18 protein-coding genes are annotated in these 18,752 nt (G+C 61.8%); 9 read left to right on the forward strand and 9 right to left on the reverse strand.

Annotated elements, in window-relative coordinates; genetic code table 11:
- Positions 1 to 69: 69 nt before the first annotated feature.
- The 6 genes from dnaN to MAFF_RS22875 all read right to left on the reverse strand — a co-directional run bounded on the left by dnaN (position 70) and on the right by MAFF_RS22875 (position 7,271).
- On the reverse strand, positions 70 to 1,188 hold the full coding sequence (gene dnaN / locus MAFF_RS22850; RefSeq protein ID WP_010913340.1) for a DNA polymerase III subunit beta: 1,119 nt from the start codon (positions 1,186 to 1,188) through the stop codon (positions 70 to 72).
- Positions 1,189 to 1,493: 305 nt separating this feature from the next.
- Entirely contained in the window at positions 1,494 to 3,038 is a 1,545-nt protein-coding gene (gene dnaA, locus MAFF_RS22855) for a chromosomal replication initiator protein DnaA (RefSeq protein ID WP_010913341.1), read from the reverse strand.
- A gap of 855 nt (positions 3,039 to 3,893) precedes the next feature.
- The gene (gene rpsT, locus MAFF_RS22860) at positions 3,894 to 4,160 is read right to left on the reverse strand and encodes a 30S ribosomal protein S20 (RefSeq protein WP_010913342.1); all 267 of its coding nucleotides are present in this window, start codon (positions 4,158 to 4,160) and stop codon (positions 3,894 to 3,896) included.
- Between the two features lie 181 nt (positions 4,161 to 4,341).
- Positions 4,342 to 5,115, reverse strand: coding sequence for an enoyl-CoA hydratase (locus tag MAFF_RS22865; RefSeq protein ID WP_010913343.1), 774 nt, complete (start codon positions 5,113 to 5,115; stop codon positions 4,342 to 4,344).
- Positions 5,116 to 5,146: 31 nt separating this feature from the next.
- Entirely contained in the window at positions 5,147 to 6,037 is an 891-nt protein-coding gene (mutM, locus tag MAFF_RS22870; RefSeq protein WP_010913344.1) for a bifunctional DNA-formamidopyrimidine glycosylase/DNA-(apurinic or apyrimidinic site) lyase, read from the reverse strand.
- Entirely contained in the window at positions 6,030 to 7,271 is a 1,242-nt protein-coding gene (locus tag MAFF_RS22875; protein ID WP_010913345.1) for a phosphopentomutase, read from the reverse strand. The genes mutM and MAFF_RS22875 overlap by 8 nt, the downstream gene beginning before the upstream one ends.
- Before the next feature lie 338 nt (positions 7,272 to 7,609).
- Here MAFF_RS22875 and MAFF_RS22880 point away from each other — a divergent pair, with 338 nt between their 5' ends.
- On the forward strand, positions 7,610 to 8,533 hold the full coding sequence (locus MAFF_RS22880) for a phosphate/phosphite/phosphonate ABC transporter substrate-binding protein (protein WP_010913346.1): 924 nt from the start codon (positions 7,610 to 7,612) through the stop codon (positions 8,531 to 8,533).
- A 6-nt stretch (positions 8,534 to 8,539) separates the two neighbouring features.
- Here MAFF_RS22880 and MAFF_RS22885 read toward each other — a convergent pair whose 3' ends face one another.
- From MAFF_RS22885 to MAFF_RS22895, 3 genes are all read right to left on the reverse strand, one after another.
- Positions 8,540 to 9,163: a TadE/TadG family type IV pilus assembly protein gene (locus MAFF_RS22885; protein ID WP_044548877.1), complete on the reverse strand. Its 624-nt coding sequence runs from the start codon at positions 9,161 to 9,163 to the stop codon at positions 8,540 to 8,542.
- Positions 9,164 to 9,198: 35 nt separating this feature from the next.
- Positions 9,199 to 9,789, reverse strand: coding sequence for a TadE/TadG family type IV pilus assembly protein (locus MAFF_RS22890; protein WP_032932918.1), 591 nt, complete (start codon positions 9,787 to 9,789; stop codon positions 9,199 to 9,201).
- A 138-nt stretch (positions 9,790 to 9,927) separates the two neighbouring features.
- Positions 9,928 to 10,350: a pilus assembly protein N-terminal domain-containing protein gene (locus tag MAFF_RS22895; protein WP_044548879.1), complete on the reverse strand. Its 423-nt coding sequence runs from the start codon at positions 10,348 to 10,350 to the stop codon at positions 9,928 to 9,930.
- Positions 10,351 to 10,705: 355 nt separating this feature from the next.
- On the opposite strand from MAFF_RS22895, the gene MAFF_RS22900 reads away from it, so the two are divergent.
- From MAFF_RS22900 to MAFF_RS22935, 8 genes are all read left to right on the forward strand, one after another.
- The gene (locus MAFF_RS22900) at positions 10,706 to 10,882 is read left to right on the forward strand and encodes a Flp family type IVb pilin (protein ID WP_010913350.1); all 177 of its coding nucleotides are present in this window, start codon (positions 10,706 to 10,708) and stop codon (positions 10,880 to 10,882) included.
- Positions 10,883 to 11,057: 175 nt separating this feature from the next.
- Positions 11,058 to 11,576 carry an A24 family peptidase gene (locus MAFF_RS22905; protein WP_032934014.1) on the forward strand — a complete coding sequence of 173 codons (519 nt, stop codon included), beginning with the start codon at positions 11,058 to 11,060 and terminating at the stop codon, positions 11,574 to 11,576.
- A 214-nt stretch (positions 11,577 to 11,790) separates the two neighbouring features.
- Entirely contained in the window at positions 11,791 to 12,606 is an 816-nt protein-coding gene (cpaB, locus tag MAFF_RS22910) for a Flp pilus assembly protein CpaB (protein ID WP_010913352.1), read from the forward strand.
- Complete coding sequence (locus MAFF_RS22915) at positions 12,603 to 14,120, forward strand: type II and III secretion system protein family protein (protein ID WP_044548881.1); 1,518 nt, start codon at positions 12,603 to 12,605, stop codon at positions 14,118 to 14,120. The genes cpaB and MAFF_RS22915 overlap by 4 nt, the downstream gene beginning before the upstream one ends.
- A gap of 14 nt (positions 14,121 to 14,134) precedes the next feature.
- Positions 14,135 to 14,872 carry a CpaD family pilus assembly protein gene (locus MAFF_RS22920; protein ID WP_044548883.1) on the forward strand — a complete coding sequence of 246 codons (738 nt, stop codon included), beginning with the start codon at positions 14,135 to 14,137 and terminating at the stop codon, positions 14,870 to 14,872.
- 37 nt (positions 14,873 to 14,909) lie between these two features.
- Positions 14,910 to 16,199, forward strand: a complete 1,290-nt coding sequence (locus tag MAFF_RS22925; protein WP_032932922.1) for an AAA family ATPase — start codon at positions 14,910 to 14,912, stop codon at positions 16,197 to 16,199.
- Between the two features lie 6 nt (positions 16,200 to 16,205).
- Positions 16,206 to 17,714, forward strand: coding sequence for a CpaF family protein (locus tag MAFF_RS22930; RefSeq protein ID WP_010913356.1), 1,509 nt, complete (start codon positions 16,206 to 16,208; stop codon positions 17,712 to 17,714).
- Positions 17,715 to 17,734: 20 nt separating this feature from the next.
- On the forward strand, positions 17,735 to 18,748 hold the full coding sequence (locus MAFF_RS22935; RefSeq protein WP_010913357.1) for a type II secretion system F family protein: 1,014 nt from the start codon (positions 17,735 to 17,737) through the stop codon (positions 18,746 to 18,748).
- Positions 18,749 to 18,752 lie beyond the last annotated feature (4 nt).

An 18,752-nucleotide genomic window follows, 5' to 3' on the forward strand; every position in this document is an offset into this window, starting at 1 on the left:
TAGAAGTGCCGCAACCATTGTCCTTGCCGCCGGTCCTGTCGCAGAGCCGGATCGATGATGCAGCGCCGGCTACACCCGCATCGGCATCAGCACGTAAAGCGCGGTCTCGTCGGCCATGTCGTGGATCAGCGTCGGCGAACCGGCATCGGCCAGCATGAATTTGGCTTCCGTACCGGTGAGCTGGGCGGCGACATCCAGCAAATATTTGGCGTTGAAGCCGATCTCGATCGGGTCGGACGAGTAATCGGCCGCCAGTTCCTCGGTGGCGCTGCCGGAATCCGGGTTGTTGACCGCAAGCGTCACCTGGCCTTCGCTGATCGAAAGCTTCACCGCGCGGCCGCGTTCGGAGGAAATGGTCGAGACGCGATCGACCGCTGCGGCAAAGCTCTGGCGGTCGAGGATCAGCTTCTTGTCGTTGCCGGTCGGAATGACCCGCTGATAATCGGGGAAGGTGCCGTCGATTAGTTTCGAGGTCAGGACCACGCTGCCGATGGTGAAGCGGATCTTGGTATCGGACAGTTCGGTGGTCACGGCGACATCCGGATCGTCGACCAGTTTCTGCAGCTCGCTCACCGTCTTGCGCGGAATGATGATGCCCGGCATGCCTTCGGAACCCGCCGGCGCGTCGATTTCGGCGCGCGCCAGGCGGTGGCCGTCGGTCGCCACCGAGCGCAGCTTCAGCTTGCCGCCGACTTCATGCGTGTGCAGGTAAATGCCGTTGAGATAGTAGCGCGTCTCCTCGGTGGAAATGGCGAACTGCGTCTTCTCGATCAGACCCTTCAGGGCAACCGAGTCGAGCCGGAAGATATGCGAGAACGATCCGGCCGAAAGTTCGGGGAAGTCGGATTGCGGCAGGCACTGCAGGCGGAAGCTCGAGCGGCCCGACGTCACCGTCATGGCGTTGCCGTCCTCGTCCGTCTTCAGCATCACCTCGGCGCCGTCCGAGAGCTTGCGCACGATGTCGTAGAGCAGATGCGCGGGAACCGTCGTCGCCCCGCCACGCTCCACCTTGGCGGGCGTTGCTTCGGTCACCTCCAGGTCGAGGTCGGTGGCCTTCATTTCCAGGCTGGCGCCTTCGGCGCTGAGCAGCACATTGGACAGGATCGGTATCGTGTTGCGCCGTTCGACCACACGGTGGACGTGGTTGAGCGACTTCAGGAGATTTGACCGTTCCAGGATAACACGCATGACGAAACAGGCTCGCTTGAAAGGATGAGCGGGTCTCCGGCTGGCGGCGCCCCGCGAAAGGTCTGAACAGGCTCAGAATCTGCGTAAACTGACAGGAAAAAGCCCGCAAACGCAAGCCCGCGACACCGGTTCGGGCCGGCTGCGCGGGCTTTCTGGGGATAAACGCCGCGAAGACCGCCAGCCGGTGTGCTGAATCCGGAATCCGGATCGTCGCCGGCCGATACCGCGAGCCCATTTCGGGCTCATCGCTGGGCAGGCAAGCCATTGAATTCTAGCGCAGTTCCGGCTTGCCTGTTCTGGACCGGTCAGGCCTGGTCGTTGATCAGCCGCCGCAACAGCTCGAGTTCCTGGGCCAGCGTGTTGTCGTTGCCGGAAAGGTCCTCGATCTTGCGCACGGCATGCAGAACCGTGGTGTGGTCGCGGCCGCCGAAGCGCCGTCCGATTTCGGGCAGGGAGCGCGGCGTCATCACCTTCGACAGGTACATGGCGACCTGCCTCGGCTTGACGATGGTGCGCGTGCGCCGATTGGACAGCAATTCGGTCTTCGACACATTGTAGTGGCGCGCCACGATGCGCTGGATATCCTCGATACGGACCCGCTTCGGCTCGCCGGTGCGATAGATGTGGCCGAGGATCTCGTCGATACGATCGATGGTGATCTGCGGCTCGAACGACTGCCGGAACAGCAGCTGATTGAAGGCGCCCTCCAGTTCGCGTCCGCTGCCGGTCACGGTGCGGGCGACGTGATTGAGGATCTCGTCGGAAATGTCGAGCGATGCGTCGTCGATCCTGGCCGTGGCCAGGCGCAGTTTGAGCATGCCGAGGCGCATGGCGAAATCAGGCGCCGACATTTCAAGCGCGACGCCGCCATTGAGGCGCGAGCGGACGCGCGGCTCGAGCGATTCCAGCTCGGACGGCGGCCGGTCGGCGGCGACAACGACCTGCTTGGCGCTGTCGAGCAGCATGTTGATCAAATGGCAGAATTCATGCTGGATCGACTTGCCCTGCAGGAACTGCATGTCGTCGATGATCAGGAGGTCGATGTCGCGCAGTTGCTCCTTGAGCGTCAGCGCGTTGTTGTCGCGGATCGCCGTGGCGAAGCGCCACATGAAATACTCCGCGGTGAGATAGACGACGCGGGACTTCGGGTTCTGCTTCAGCGATTCCGCCGCGATGGCCTGCAGGAGGTGGGTCTTGCCGAGCCCGACGGTCGCGTGCAGGAAAAGCGGATTGAAGCGCACGGCGCTCGACTGCGATTCCGCCACGGCCTTGGCGGCGGCGAAGGCCACCCGGTTCGACGGCCCCTCGATGAAGGAGCCGAACGTGTAGCGCGGATCAAGCGGTGACCCCAGCACATTGTGGCGGAACTCGCTCTCGACCGCCGCACCCGGGCGCGGCACGGGAGGCCGTTCCACCCTGCCGGGGCTTACAGTGCCGGCGGCCAGCGCCGTCTGCGTCTGGCGTGTCATCTTGCGCGCCGGCGCCAACTCCGGTTCGGCATGGCTGCGCCCCTGACGGGTGGCCGTGCGCACCACGATCTCGATCTTGAGGAGATCGGCATCCTCCTGCTTCCACAGTTCGGAGATGAGGTCGAGATAATGACCATTGATCCACGAGCGCAGGAACGCGGTGGGGACCGAGATGCGGACAATGCCCTTGGACGCTTCCGCGACCTTCATGCGGCCGAACCAGCTCGAATAGACTTCAGCTCCCAGACGCGCCTTCAACTGGGTCTTGACCCGGTCGAACTTCTGTTCCGCGTCGCTGGAGACCGCCATCTCGTTTGCTCCGATCAAAGTTCCAGGAAATGGGAGGTCGCCCGTAAGCTCCCTTTCGATGCCGCTCTGCATGATCGAGTTCCTTGTCTTTCTAGTACCTGTTTTTTCGCTGGGGATGCGCCTCCTGCATCCTTGTTTCCAGCGACTTTGTCTTCGCTACGATGCCCTTTGCCGCCGCAGGCAATGGACGTCGCCACTATCCGGAGGGAACCGGTGCCGGCCCATGGAAGCCAGTCCGCGTTGGGTATGTCAGGGCAATACGACATCGTCCGGCGAAAAACGCCGGCGCGCTGTCAACCTGCCATGTCTCGTTACGCCAGTCCCCTACCGTATCGAAAAAGAGCAAACCAAAGCCGTCCGCGGACTTGATCCGCGTCGCAAATCCCGCCAATTTAAGCTGGCTGCGTCAGGCTGGGTTAGGGCCAGCGGCCCGTCCCTTTCGATGGATCGACATTACCGAAATCGTTGTGGATAGGGCAAGGCCACGTCTAACGGATTTTTAAGGAATCTGGTTACCTCCGGCGCCTTCGGGCGCCATGCTGCAGCGGTATATTTTGACAAAGCCATTGTGATTCAAACCCTTTTCCGGCGAATATGAAAAAGCCGGGCCGATACGAAATATTCTGAAATAATTCGCTTGACAGCCAGTTGTCCTCCCGTCCCCCTGGGGTGCTGTGGACAGGCTGTGGATGACCATGGGTAAGTATCTGAAAAATATAGCTTATTTCTGATAGTCAGGAACTTCCGAGGCGACACTTTTTAAGCATATCAACCATCAGTAGGCATGTATGTGCCGGCAAAGCATTTGGAAGCTTGGGATCCGCCTTGGGTGCCGTTTCCGAGCATTCTTTTTAAGTACTTGCCGGCAAACGAAAAAAACCCGGCGCGATCGGCCGGGTTTTAGACAAGCTAGTCTGTATAGCGATGTTAGGCCGACAGCACCTTGAGCCGTGCGGCCAGGCGCGACACCTTGCGGGACGCAGTGTTCTTGTGGATGACGCCCTTGGTCGCGGCACGCATCAACTCCGGCTCGGCGGCCTTGAAGGCGGCCTGCGCGGCAGCCTTGTCGCCGGAAGCGAGCGCCTCCTCGACCTGGCGGACATAGGTGCGCACGCGCGAGCGGCGGTTCTTGTTGATCGCCGCTCGGCGGGCGATCTTGCGCGTTGCCTTTTTGGCCGAGGATGTGTTGGCCATGATGCCTCTCTTCTGATCTGGTCGGCGCACGCGGCATGCCGCAGGACGCAAAAAACAAACGGGCAGCCACAGGGCCGCCTCGGTTGGTGCGGCTTATAGTTCAGCTTTTCCGGCGCGTCAACGCTGCCTGGCGTTCTTTTTGGCCCGCGCCACAGGGTTTCCGTCGCGGGCGGGCAAGGCTCTACCGATTGGCGAAATTCGGCTTCCGCTTTTCGGCGAAGGCCGCCATGCCTTCCTTCTGGTCTTCGAGCGCGAAAAGCGAGTGGAACAGACGACGTTCGAACCGCAATCCCTCGGTCAGCGTCGTCTCATAGGAACGGTTGACGGCTTCCTTCGCCATCATCACCGAGGGCAGCGAGAAATCGGCGATCTTGGCCGCCGCCTTGACCGCCTCCTCGACAAGCTCGGCGGCGGGCACGACCCGCGACACCAGGCCCGAGCGCTCGGCTTCCGCTGCATCCATCATCCGTCCGGTCAGGCACATGTCCATCGCCTTAGACTTGCCGACAAACCTGGTCAGGCGTTGCGATCCGCCCATGCCGGGAATGACGCCGAGCGTGATTTCGGGCTGGCCGAATTTGGCCGTGTCAGCGGCAATGATAAAGTCGCACATCATCGCCAGCTCGCACCCGCCGCCGAGCGCATAGCCGGCCACCGCGGCGATAACGGGTTTCCGCACCCGCGTCAGGTCTTCCCAGCCGACGAACAGGTCCTGCAAATAGGCGTCCGCAAAGGAGATTGCTTGCATCTCCTTGATGTCGGCGCCGGCGGCAAAGGCCTTGTCCGAACCGGTAATGACCACCGCGCCGATGCCGGCATCGGCGTCGAAGTCCTTCACGGCCGCGACCAGTTCGGCGAGAAGCTGAAGGTTCAGCGCATTGAGCGCCTTTGGCCGGTTCAGCGTGACCAGCCCGACCTTGCCGCGTGTCTCGGTGATGATCGTTTCATAGGCCATGGCTGCTTCTCCTCGCTTGCGTCGGTCTAACTCAGCTCTGACACGTCCGGCAATAGAAGGTCGAGCGTCCGCTCTGCACGACGCGCTCGATATGTCCGCCGCAGCCGGGCTTCGGGCAGGGCTCGCCCTCGCGGTCGTAGACGGCGAAAGAATGCTGGAAATAGCCCAGCGATCCGTCGGTGTGCATGTAGTCGCGCAGCGACGACCCGCCGGCGGCGATGGCATCCGATATGACCGAACGGATCGCCTCGGCCAGGCGTTCGCTTTGTTGTCTGGCCTTCTTGCTCGGCCTGGCGATGGTGCCCGCCTCGCGCAAAGGCGACAGGCCGGCGCGCCAAAGCGCCTCCGAGACATAAATATTGCCAAGTCCCGCGATCAGCTTCTGGTCAAGAAGTGCTGCCTTTAGCGGCGATCCGCGACCTTTCAGCAACGAGGCGAGCAGCACGCCGTCCAGCGTATTGCCCGTTGGCTCCACGCCCAGTCCGGCCAGCATTGGATGCGTCTCCGGCGATCCTTCCGCAAACAGCATGAAACCGAAGCGGCGCGGGTCGTTGAAGATCACGCGGGACCGGGCGCCGTCGGCGGCGACGACATCGAACACGACATGGTCGTGCGCCGTGCTTTTCGAGCGCTCGTGGTGGAACACGCCAGGTGTCTCGCCGTCGTCGTCGGTCTCGATGCGAAAGGATCCCGACATGCCGAGATGGCAGATAAGCACCGGGCCGTCCTGCACATGCATGGTCAGATATTTGGCCCGGCGACCGAGCGCCGTGATGGTCTTGCCGGTCAGCCTTTCCGAAAACCGTTCGGGAAAGGGGAACCGCAGGTCTGGCCTTCGCGCCTCGACCCTGGTCAGACGGGCACCTTCCAGGACCGGCTGCAGGCCACGCCGGACCGTTTCGACTTCGGGTAATTCAGGCATGGCCGCCAATCATCGCATGGAAAGAAGTGCCGTGGCGGCCGGGCGCCAGCCCGAGGTGTTCGGCGACGGTCTCGCCGATATCGGCGAATGTCGTTCTCAGTCCGATGTCGCCACCTGCCAGACCCGGTCCCATGCCGATCACCGGGATGCGTTCACGCGTGTGATCGGTCCCTCGCCAGGTCGGATCATTGCCGTGGTCGGCCGTCAGGATGAGAAGGTCGCCTTGCCGCAGCCTCGCGAATGCTTCCGGCAGCCGTCGGTCGAAGGCCTCGAGCGCGGCTGCATAGCCGGCGACGTCGCGGCGATGGCCGAATTCGGTGTCGAAATCGACGAAATTGGCGAAAACGAGATCGCCGTCGCCGGCATCGTCCATCGCACCAAGCGCCTTGTCGAACATGGCCATGTTGCCGGCGGCCTTGCGCACTTCCGAAATCCCGCGATGGGCGAAGATGTCGCCGATCTTACCGACGGCGATGACGCGGCTTCCCCGCGCCGTCAGCCGGTCAAGCAAGGTCGGCTCCGGCGGTGGCACGGCATAGTCATGGCGATTGTAGGTCCGCTGGAAGGTGGCGGCGGTCTCGCCGACGAACGGCCGTGCGATCACGCGCCCGATTCTGAGCGGATCAACCAGCCGGCGCACCACCTGACAGAATTCATAAAGCCGATCCAACCCGAAATGGACTTCATGCGCGGCGATCTGCAGGACCGAGTCGACGGAGGTGTAACAGATCGGCTTGCCGGTGCGGATGTGTTCCTCGCCGAACCGTTCGATGATCTCGGTGCCCGGCGCATGGCAGTTGCCGAGAATGCCCGGCACCTCGCCCTCGCGGATCATCGCCGCGGTCAGATCGGCCGGAAAGGCCGGAACCGTATCCGGGAAGTACCCCCAGTCGAAACGCACCGGCAGCCCGGCGATCTCCCAGTGGCCGGAGGGGGTGTCCTTGCCGCTCGAAACTTCCTGCGCCGCGCCATGGAAGGCATTGGCGATCAGATCCGTCCCGAAATGGGCAAAACCCAACCCTGTCGCCGTCTCCGCTGCCTTGCCAAGCCCGAGCGATGCCATGTGCGGGACAAACAGCGGCCCTTGTCGAAGCCGCTCGCGATCCGCGCGCCCTTCGGCGCAAGCTTCGGCGATATGCGCAAGCGTGTTGGCGCCGGCGTCGCCATAACGTTCGGCGTCGGCCGCACCACCGATGCCGAAAGAGTCCAGGACGAAGAGGAAAGCGCGCGCCATCGGGTCATTGTTGCCAGTTTGGACGCCCAGACATAGGGTTCCAAGGCGGCATTGGCAATTCGGAAACCAAACGGCAACGGCTTGGCGCGATAGTCCAGTCCATGTCGCCCAAAAGTGCACGGCGGTTTTGGGGTAACGACATGGACGAACCAAGAGTCCATGTCGCCCAAAAGTGCACGGCGGTTTTGGGGTAACGACATGGACAAACCAAGAGTCCATGTCGCCCGAAAAGTTCACGGCGGTTTTGGGTCAACGACGACAGGCACAATCCGAGATATGAAGCGTCACGACGCACCGGGCTTGGGCATGGATCGAAGGAAACGCAGGACGGTCTTGTCATGAACCCCGCGCTGAAGGCGTGCGCAGCCCTTGTGGTCATGCATGGCGCGCTCTGCTGTGGTCCGGCGCGGGCCGACTGGCGCGACGATATCGGCACATTCCGCATAGGCATCGTCGCCGAACCCGGCGCCGGCAACACCGTTCCGGGACTGGCGCTGTTGACGCAATCCTTTACCAATGCGCTTGGCATGAAGGTGGAGTTCGTCGTTGCGCGCGATTACGCGGCACTGATCGAGGCACAGGCCAACGCCCGGATCGAGTACGCCATCTATTCGGCGACGGCCTACGCGACGGCGCTGCAGCGTTGTGGATGCATCGAGCCGCTTGTGGCTCCGGTCGATTCCGATGGTGCGGTCGGCATCCGCTCCGTGCTGCTGACCCGGGACGGCAAGCTGTCAGGCCTGGCGGCGATGGAGACGCACCGGATCGCCATGCCGCCGCCAGACAGCGTCGGGGGCTCGCTTTTGCCGCTGGCGGAGCTGGCCGCCGAACACGCTGAGATCGCCGAGGATGCCCCGTTTCTGATCCATGCCGATACGGCCTCTGCTGCGGAAACCATGCTTGTCGACGGCCATGCCGACGCCACGTTCGGCTGGGTGAGGGCAGCGGCCGACGGCCAGCCGCTGCTATCCGGCGGCACGCAGGCCAGGCTCGAAGCGGCTGGCCTTTCGCCGTCGGCTCTCCAGGTGGTGTGGATGTCGAGCCTGCTGCGATACGGTCCCCATGCCGTGCGCAGCGATCTCGACCCGGAAGCCAGGCGCCGGCTGACCGTGTTCCTCACCAACCTCAAATCGACGACGCCGGATGTCTACGATCTCCTGGAATCGAAACACTCCGGCGGCTTTCTGACCGTGGCGCCAAGGGACTACGCGACGGCGCAAGCCATCGTGCGCCTGCTGTCGGCGGATAGTGGCCACCAGTAAAAGTCTTCAGCAATCGCCGCAGGGGATGGTCAGGCTTCTGCGCGGACGCAGATAGTAGGTCTCGCCCATCGGGATCGTCGTGGTGAGGGATTTGGTCAGTCCAAGCTTTTGTTGGGTGTCCGTCGTCCAGCCGATGATCGGCGTATAGCTCAGATTGCTGTCGACACGGATGAGGAAGGTGCCGGCCACCTTGAGCGTTGCCGGAACCGTCGTGGTGGTGCCCGCGGCGGCCGCGGCACTATAGACGCCATTGGCAACCTGGCGCGACCACACCACCAGGACCTTGGGCGGTGTATCGGTGGTGACCTGTATCGCCGTGATGGTGATGTTCGGCGTCGATCGGTTGTAGGGCTGAATGGTCGAGGTGCCGATTTTCATAATGGCGTCGAGATCCGCCTTGACGATGGTCGGCTGTTGCGTGACGAGATCGGCAACCATGCTGCCGATGCGGCTGACCTTCTTGCTGGTCTCGATGGCCTGCGAAGCCTCCATGGTCATGAAGTACATGATCAGCAGGATCGGAACGATAAGAGCGAACTCGACCGCCGCGACGCCCTTGCGATCAGACCAGAATCCGATCGCCCTGTTCCAGGACTCCGCAATTTTCAGATGTGCCCCCGCACGCATCATGGCATTTGCCTTTTTTCTTGTTGGTCGTTTCGAACTCAATTGCCGAACGGCTCGTTCTGCCAGGTCACCGAAGCAAAATGCAGCGTCCTGCCACCACTCAGATTGGCCATGGACTTGGCCATCAGATCGGTCATGACAGGCCATTTGTAGAAGACCCGCAGCATGTTCTTCGATTCCGCCAGGCCAGGCGTGTTTGCGAAAGTCTGTGAGTTCGTGCCTTGCATCAGCACGACATCGCCGTTCTGGATCTTGAAGGTCGCGGTGGCCGCGTCCGCGAAAGTCGGATACTCGCGAAGATCCACGAGCAGCTGTTGCGGGCAATCCGTGGAGACGATGATCTGCAGCTTGCCGCAGATCAGGGTCGTCAATTTGTTCCCGGCGACATCGGCCGGCCGCAACTGGCCGGTGCGCAACTGGCGCGCGACATCGTCGGTGATGTTGGCCATCACCTCCTGGCCGGCAAACGAGATGCAGCTTTCGAGGATGGCGAATACGAGGAGGGCGAACGGCAATGCAAGTATCGAGAATTCGATAGCGGTGCTGCCACGGCGATTGCGAACGAAGCGCGCCAGAAACCCGGCGCGCTCCGCCTTGTGCTGACCTGTCGAGCCGATTTCGTTGCCCATATGCTGTTCCTGCCACCCCTGGACGGTTCCGACAGGTATTAGCGCAAACCAATTGAGGCCCGGTTTGAATGATCGTTAAAGTCGGCGCGGGCGCCTTAACCGGCCGGTAACCTGGACGGGCTGCCGGGGCCGCACAGCCTATTTGCTTACGCTCATCTCGGCCTCGGAGGATTTTTCAGCCTCGCTCTTGTAGGAGCTTTCGCAATAGGGCGTGCAAGACATGGTCTGGACCTCGGCGCGCCGGTAAATGCGAACCGACGAGGCTGCCTGCCGCACGACGGTAACCTGCGCGTCGACGATCGGGCTGCCCTCCTGGTCGAGAACGACGAGATTGGTGACACCGAAACCCTTGCCGGTGAGCACGATCGTCGAGGCGTCCTGGACGGAGGCATCGGCGATTGCCGGGTTGCCGACGACGATTGTGTCGGCGGGACGCGACAACTTCACGATCTTGGCCTGGTTCATGGTGACTTCGATATCGGCGGCGGCCCTGGCCGGCGTGATCAAACTCGTGGCGGCAAGAAGCACGGCAATCAGGATTGAGGATCTCTGCACGGCCATCGATGCGCTCCCGCAAGCAACTGTTCAACGGAACATGAACGAGATTGGTGAACCAACGGTTAAGTCGGCTTGCCGGCGCCGGATGCGGCAATCGCCGTGGCTGCTCACATGGCTGGATCCGCGCCGGTCACAAGCTTTCCCAAAGCCCTTGCCTTTTGCGGCATTGGCCTGGGAAACAGTACATTAGCCAGCACTTAGCATCGAGTTAACCACGCATTCCGTTCGAGCCGGGAAAGGAATCGGTAAGGCTGTTTATTAAGCCGATCGAAAGAGCTTCTCCCTAGATTGGCAGCATCCGATCAACCATCACAGAAGTTGACGGAAGTGCTGTAACACGTGGAGTAGGAGCTCTCGAATGTCTAACCTTTTTGCACGTTTCGTGAAGGACGAATCCGGCGCGACCGCTATCGAATATGGTCTGATCGCCGCCCTCATCGCGCTCGCCATCATCACCGGCGCCGGCGCCCTCGGCAATGCAATCAATTCCAAGTTCACCAACATCGGGACCACCCTGAACTCAAGCGGCAGCTAATCTGCTTATTGCTGAACGTTCAGATTGTCTTTCGGACAAGGGCCGCCCATGGGCGGCCCTTGTTTATTGTTGCTTGTCGATGTCGCGGCCGACAGAGCCGCGTGTTCATCCAGACCTCATCAATCGTTAATCGATCCATTCTAGATTGAGCCCGTGAACAATAGGCATGGCGCCGATGCTTGAAGCCCTGATCTTCGTCGTCTTTCCGTTCTGCATGCTGTTTGCAGCGATCTCCGACATGCTGTCGATGACAATTGCCAATCGCGTGTCGGTGCTGCTTGTCGTCGTGTTCGCGCTGGTCGCGCCGCTGACGGGTATGGAATGGGCGGCCTATGGTTGGCATTTCGCCGCCGGCGCCCTAGTCCTAGCCGTGACGTTCGGCCTGTTCGCAATGGGTGGCATGGGGGGCGGCGACGCCAAGCTGCTGGCCGCAACAGCCGTGTGGATGGGGTTGAACATCCATCTCGTCGAATACCTTGTTGTCTCGACACTCATCGGTGGCCTGCTGACGATTGCCATCCTGCTTTACCGGAAGTCGCCGCTGGCGGTTATCACCGGCCGCAATCCGTTCCTGCGCCATTTCGCGGAAGAGTCGGTCGGGATTCCCTACGGGATCGCGCTCGGCCTTGGCGGGCTGCTGACGTATCCGGATTCGCCTCTGATGGTGTGGGCGCTGGCCAGCCTTGCGAGCTGAACACGGTCTGTTTTCCGTTTCCCTGACCGCATTGCCCGACCGGCTTGAAAAGAGCTTTGGCCGGGCTTCTTTAACCCGTGGCGGCGCGGTCCGTCTAATTTATGTAAACCTTAAATTAATCACGATCGTAAGCATTACATTAACCTTGTTTTGACGATTGCCGCTGCAAAGTCCGGCCTGGCTACGTGGTTTGCCAAGGGCGAGGTTCGGACAGATGCCAGCATCCCGACTGATTATTCTGAGCGTGGCGGTGGCCGCGGCGGGTGGTGCTGGCTATGTCGCGAAAAACATGGTCGCCGCGCCGCCACCCCAGATCGTGGTCGATTCCGGCCCCCAGGCACCCGCCGTGCCCCTGCAGGACGTGCTTGTGCTCTCGGGCGATGTCGCGATGGGCAACGCGCTTCAGAACAACATCTCCTGGCAATCCTGGCCGGCCGACGGCGTCAACGCGAATTTCATCACCAAGGCCAATGCTCCCGACGCCCTGGAGAAATTGAAGGGGTCGATCGCCCGTGTGCCGATGTATGCGGGTGAGCCCGTGCGGCGTTCCAAGCTGATTGGCGAGGGGCAGAGCTTCATGTCGTCCATCCTGCCTTCCGGGATGCGGGCGGTCGCCACGACCATATCGGCCGACACTTCGGCAGGCGGCTTCATCCTTCCAAACGATTTCGTCGACGTCATCATGACCCGCAGGGCGGATGCCAACAGCGGCAGCACCGGCTTCAACACCGAAACCATCCTCAAGAACATCCGCGTCCTGGCGATCGACCAGACGATCCAGGAAGACGAGGAAGGCAAGAAGACCAGGGTGGGCCAGACCGCGACGCTGGAGCTGACGCCCAAGCAGGCGGAGATCATCACCGTCGCCCAGCAGATGGCGGATCGCCTGACGCTGGCGTTGCGCGCGGTCGCGGACACCCAGGAAAAGAATGTGGGCGAGGCCGACTATCTCGTTTCCGGCAACGGCCGCAAGGGAACGGTGAGACTGATCAAGTCGGGCGAAGTCTCCGAAGTAGGGGCAAGGAAATGAGGCTAAGCGGTAAACTGCCGGCAATCGTGGCCGCGGCATTCGGCCTGCTGCTCGTCGGGACGAATGTGCAGGGCGTCGTCGAGGCGAAGAGCACGCACGTGACCGCCACCACAGCCACGCAGCGCGTCAAGCTTGGCCTCAACAAATCGGTGGTCATAGACCTGCCGAGCGATGCCTACGACATTCTCGTCGCCAACCCGACCGTTGCCGATGCGGTGACCCGCACCGCAAGGCGTATCTATCTGTTCGGCAAGTCGGTCGGCGAGACCAATATTTTCGTCTTCGGTCCGAACGGCGAACAGATCGCCAGCCTGGACCTGGCCGTCGAACGCGACGTCGCCGGCCTGGAGGACTATATCAGGCGTTTCCTTCCGACCTCGGACGTCAAGGTGGAACTGCTGAACGACAACGTCGTCTTGACCGGAACGGTCGATACGCCGCTGGACGCGAAGCGGGCGGTCGACCTGGCGACGATCTTCGTCTCCGGCGGTGAAGCAACGACCGGGCAGTATTCGCAGACCGCGGCCGGCGGCTCGGCCCAGGGCGGCGTCGACATCAACAACCCCGACCAGGAACGACGCGTCTCGAAGATCGTCAACCTTCTGCAGATCATCGGCGACGACCAGGTCACGCTCAAGGTGACGGTCGCCGAAGTCAGCCGCTCTGTGATGAAGCAGCTCGGCGTTAACATGGTCGGCAACGGTGGCAGCAACGGCATCAGCTATGGTGCACTCAGCGACAACTTCACGGGATTGGGTAAGCAGCTGTCGCATTCAGGTTTCAACATCGGCAACTCGGCACTGATGGCCTATATCAACGCCATGGAGCAGTCAGGGGTCATGAAGACACTGGCTGAGCCGACCTTGACCGCTGTATCCGGCGAGAAGGCAACGTTCAAGGTCGGTGGCGAATACAACCTGCTAACCGGCGTCTCCCAGAACGTATCCAGCGATAACCAGACTGGCCTGACAACCTATACTATCAACAAGATCGAGTATGGCATCGGCCTGGAATTCCAGCCGGTGGTGCTGTCTCCCGGCCGCATCAGCCTGAAGGTCAGAACCTCGGTTTCTGAGCCGACGACCGAAGGATCCGTGGCGCTTTCTAACGGCGTAACGAGCCCCGGCGCGAATATGCTGTCGCTGCGCAAGCGCCTTGCCGATACGACGGTGGAACTGCCCTCTGGCGGTTCCATGATGATCGCCGGCCTGGTTCGCGACGATGTCAGGCAGGCCGTCAACGGCTTGCCGGGATTGACGAAGATTCCAGTGCTCGGCGCGCTCTTCCGCAGCAGGGACTTCGTGCGCAACGAAAGCGAGCTCGTCATCATCATCACGCCCTATCTGGCGAAGCCGGTGGCACGCAACGATCTCGCCAAGCCGGACGACAATTTCAACCCCGCCAGCGACGGCGCCGCCAATTTCCTTGGCAAGGTCAATCGCGTCTACGGCACCATGCAGACCGACAAGCCCAACGGCCGTTACCACGGCGTTGTCGGCTACATCTACAAGTGAATGGGGAAGCGGACATGTCTCAGTCAGCGTTGAACACAAGGACCATCGCCACGACGATGCGCGCCGGCCGTTCGCGGACCGGGCTGCCGGTGTTGCCGGTTCTGGCGGTAGCGATGACCGCTCTGCTGGTCGGGTGTGCGCAGCGCGACAGCATAACCGTCGGCGCCATTCCGGACGATTATCGCACCAACCATCCGATCGTCATCGCGGAGAAGAACCAGAAGATCGACCTGCCCGTCGGCGCCGGCGACCGAGGCATGACCGGTTCGCAGCGCGACACGCTGCTCGGGTTCCTTGACGGCTATGACAAGAGTGCCGCGCCGACATTGACCATCCAGATTCCCAGCGGATCGGCCAACGAGGTTGCCGCGACGGCGGCCGGCCGTGATTTCGCCAGGCTCGCGGTTGCCAGCGGGGTCAAGCGCAACCGGATCGTCGTGGTTTCCTATCAGGCTGGCTCGAGCGAGACATCGGCCCCAGTTCGCGTCTCCTATATCGCGGTGAGAGCCCAGACCGACAAATGCGGACGCTGGCCCGAGGATCTGCTCGAGACGTCGGAAAACAAGCACTATGCCGACTTCGGCTGCTCCTATCAGAACAATCTCGCTGCCCAGATGGCCAACCCGGCCGATCTGCTCGGGCCGCGCAAGCAGACCACCATCGACGCTGAAAACCGCGGCAAGGTGATCGATGTCTATCGTGCAAGAGGTATTTCGGATGAATTCCTCGGCAATTCGGAAGTGAAGTACTGAGCCGAGCCCTCGAGGAAGAGAAGCCACGGAAAAGAGCATGACCATGAGCAATCTTGCCTATGACGCCACCGTGGACGGCGGTGATACATCGCCGCAGGACATCGCCGCGATGCAGGCGTTGCGGCCGGTTCCGCGCATCTCGATCCAGGCATTCTGCGAGACCGAGGGCGTTGCCAATCCGGTCGAGCGCGCCGGCGAGGACCGCCGCATGACCAAGGCGCATCTCAAGGTCCATATGGGCGGCGTTCCCACGGCAATCGAGTTCTATCAATCGGCGCCGACGCCGAACCTGATCCTGCTGGAGTCACGCAGCGAACCCAAGCAATTGCTGGAGCAGCTTGCCCAGCTCTCGGAATACTGCGACCCATCCTCGAAAGTGGTGGTGATCGGCCACTACAATGATGTCGGTCTCTATCGCGAGCTCATCCGCTCCGGCATCTCCGAATATGTCATTGCGCCCGTGTCGATGGCCGACATCGTCAGTGTCGTGTCTTCGATTTTCGTCGATCCGGAGGCTGAACCGATCGGCCGCTCGATCGCCTTTGTCGGCGCCAAGGGGGGCGTCGGCTCTTCCACCATCGCCCACAATGTCGCCTGGGCAATGTCCTCGCTGTTCAAATCCGAAGTCGTCGTCGCCGATCTCGATCTCGCCTTCGGCACGGCCAACATCAATTTCGACCAGGATCCGGCACAGGGCATCGCCGAAGCGGTATTCTCGCCCGAACGCGTCGATGAAGTCTATCTCGACCGGCTGCTGACGCAGTGCGCCGAGCACCTGTCGTTGCTCGCCGCGCCTTCGACGCTGGAACGCGTCTACGACTTCGATCCCGATGCCTTTGCGCAGCTTGTCGACACCGCGCAGCGCAGCGTGCCGCTTCTGGTCCTGGACGTCCCCCATATCTGGACGGGCTGGGCCAAGAACACGCTGGTCAAGGCCGACGAGATCGTCATCACGGCGACGCCGGAACTGGCCAATCTGCGCAACACCAAGAACATGGTGGACATGCTCAAGCGGCTTCGCCCCAACGACCCGCCGCCGAAGCTGATCATCAACCAGGCAGGCGTTCCCAAGCGGCCGGAAATTTCGCCGTCCGATTTCGCCGAGCCGCTCGGCCTGACGCCGATGTCGGTCATTGGCTTCGATCCATTGCTGTTCGGCAATGCCGCCAACAACGGGCGTATGCTCGGCGAGATGGATGCCAAGAACCCGGTTGTCGCGATCATCAACGAGATTGCCCATGTGCTGACCGGGCGAAGCGAAATCCGCATGAAAAAGAAGGCTGGCCTGGGCAGCCTGCTCGGCAAGCTCTCGCGCAACAAGAAGTAGTCGATCATGTTCGGTAAAAGAGGCAACGACGACGGCAACCGGTTCACGCCGGAATTCCGCCAGCCGGCACCGGCGCCGGCTGTGCCGCCGCCCGCGGGTTCGACGGACACGGCGGTTCTTGCCCGGCCCGCGGCACCGATGCAGCCAAGCGCGGCTGTGGCGCCGCCGGCTCGCCGCGCCGTCGAGGCGCCGCCCATCGCGCCGGAGGCGAGGCGACCCCAGCGCGAAAAGAGCGAAACCTATTACGACACCAAGAGCCAGGTTTTCTCGGCGCTCATCGACACGATCGACCTCTCGCAGCTCGCCAAGCTCGACCCGGAGACCGCGCGCGAGGAAATCCGCGACATCGTCAACGACATCATCGCGATCAAGAATTTCGCGATGTCGATCGCCGAGCAGGAGGAATTGCTCGAGGACATCTGCAACGACGTGCTTGGTTATGGGCCGCTCGAGCCATTGCTGGCCCGCGACGACATCGCCGATATCATGGTCAACGGCTCCAAGAACGTCTACATCGAAGTCAACGGCAAGGTCGAGCAGACCGGCATTCGCTTTCGTGACAATCAGCAGCTTCTCAACATCTGCCAGCGCATTGTCAGTCAGGTTGGCCGCCGTGTCGATGAATCCAGCCCGATCTGCGACGCCCGCCTTCCTGACGGCTCCCGCGTCAACGTCATCGCTCCGCCGCTCGCCATCGACGGCACCGCACTTACCATCCGCAAATTCAAGAAGGACAAGCTGACGCTCGATCAGCTGGTCAAGTTCGGTGCTATCTCGCCGCAGGGCGCCGAAGTGCTCAAGATCATCGGTCGTGTTCGCTGCAACATCGTCATCTCGGGCGGCACCGGCTCCGGCAAGACGACGCTGCTCAACTGCCTGACCAACTACATCGACCGCGACGAGCGCGTCATCACCTGCGAGGACTCGGCCGAACTGCAACTGCAGCAGCCGCATGTCGTGCGTCTGGAAACCCGTCCGCCCAACCTCGAAGGCGAGGGCGAGGTGACGATGCGCGACCTGGTCAAGAACTGCCTGCGCATGCGGCCCGAGCGCATCATCGTTGGCGAGGTGCGCGGACCCGAAGTGTTCGATCTTCTGCAGGCGATGAACACCGGCCATGACGGCTCGATGGGAACGATCCACTCGAACAGCCCGCGCGAATGCCTGAACCGTATCGAATCCATGATCGCCATGGGCGGTTATTCGCTGCCGCAGAAAACCGTGCGTGAAATCGTCGTCGGTTCCATCGACGTGATCATCCAGGCGGCGCGTCTGCGCGACGGATCGCGCCGTATCACTCACATCACCGAGGTGATCGGGATGGAAGGCGACGTCATCATCACGCAGGATATCGTCCTCTACAACATCAAGGGCGAGGACGCTAACGGCAGGCTGCTGGGCGAGCATGTCTCGACCGGCATCGGCCGCCCGCATTTCTGGGACCGGGCTCGCTACTACGGCGAGGAGCAGCGCCTCGCCGTTGCGCTAGAGGCAATGGAGAAGCGCGCTGACTGATGCGTTGAGGGTTCTGGTCGATGTTTGGAATTGACGGCACCGTATTGGCGTTTGTCGTACTCGCCGGCTTCAGTGCCGGCGCGGTCGCCTATGCATTCCTGTTCACCCAGATCAGCAACGAGAAACAGGCTGGCAAGCGGCTGGAGACCATCAAGACCGCCGAGACGGACCGGTCCATCGTCAAGGCCACGCGCGACCGCGCGACGGATGCGGCCAAGCGCCGGAAATCCGTGCAGGATTCGCTGAAGGAACTCGATGAGAAGCAGAAGACCAAGGACAGCGCCATCAAGAAGCCGCCGCTGAAGGCGCAACTCCGACAGGCCGGCATGAAGGTCTCGATCGAGCGTTTCTACATCTATTCCGCCATATGCGGTCTGGCGCTGACGGTGGTCGCATTCGTGGTCGGCGCGCCGATGCTGGTCTTGCCCGGCGTGCTGTTGGCTGGCGCGCTCGGCCTGCCGCGCTGGTTCGTATCGTTTCGCCGCGCGCGCCGGGTCAAGGCATTCCTCAACGAATTTCCAAACGCGCTCGACATCATCGTGCGCGCGGTCAAGTCCGGCCTGCCGCTGAACGATGCGGTGCGCCTGATCGCCAACGAATCCCCCGAGCCGGTGAAGGCGGAGTTTCGCCGCATCGTCGATTCGCAGCAGATGGGCATTTCGATCCCCGACGCGACCTTGCGCATGCCCGAAACCATGCCGTGCACCGAGGCGAGTTTCTTCGGCATCGTCATCCAGATCCAGTCGCAGGCCGGCGGCAATCTGTCCGAGGCGCTGGGCAACCTTTCACGCGTGCTTCGTGATCGCAAGAAGATGAAAGCCAAGGTGCAGGCGCTGTCCATGGAGGCGAAGGCGTCCGCCGCCATCATCGGCGCGCTGCCCTTCATCGTTGCCTTTCTCGTCTATCTTTCCAGCCCCGACTATCTGATGCCGCTGTTCAACACCAGCGTTGGCAATCTGATACTGGGTTGTGCCGCTGTCTGGATGTCGATCGGCATCCTGGTCATGCGCAAGATGATGAACTTTGAAGTCTAGGGCC

It is taken from the genome of Mesorhizobium japonicum MAFF 303099, from assembly GCF_000009625.1.
Classification (GTDB): Bacteria; Pseudomonadota; Alphaproteobacteria; order Rhizobiales; family Rhizobiaceae; genus Mesorhizobium; species Mesorhizobium japonicum.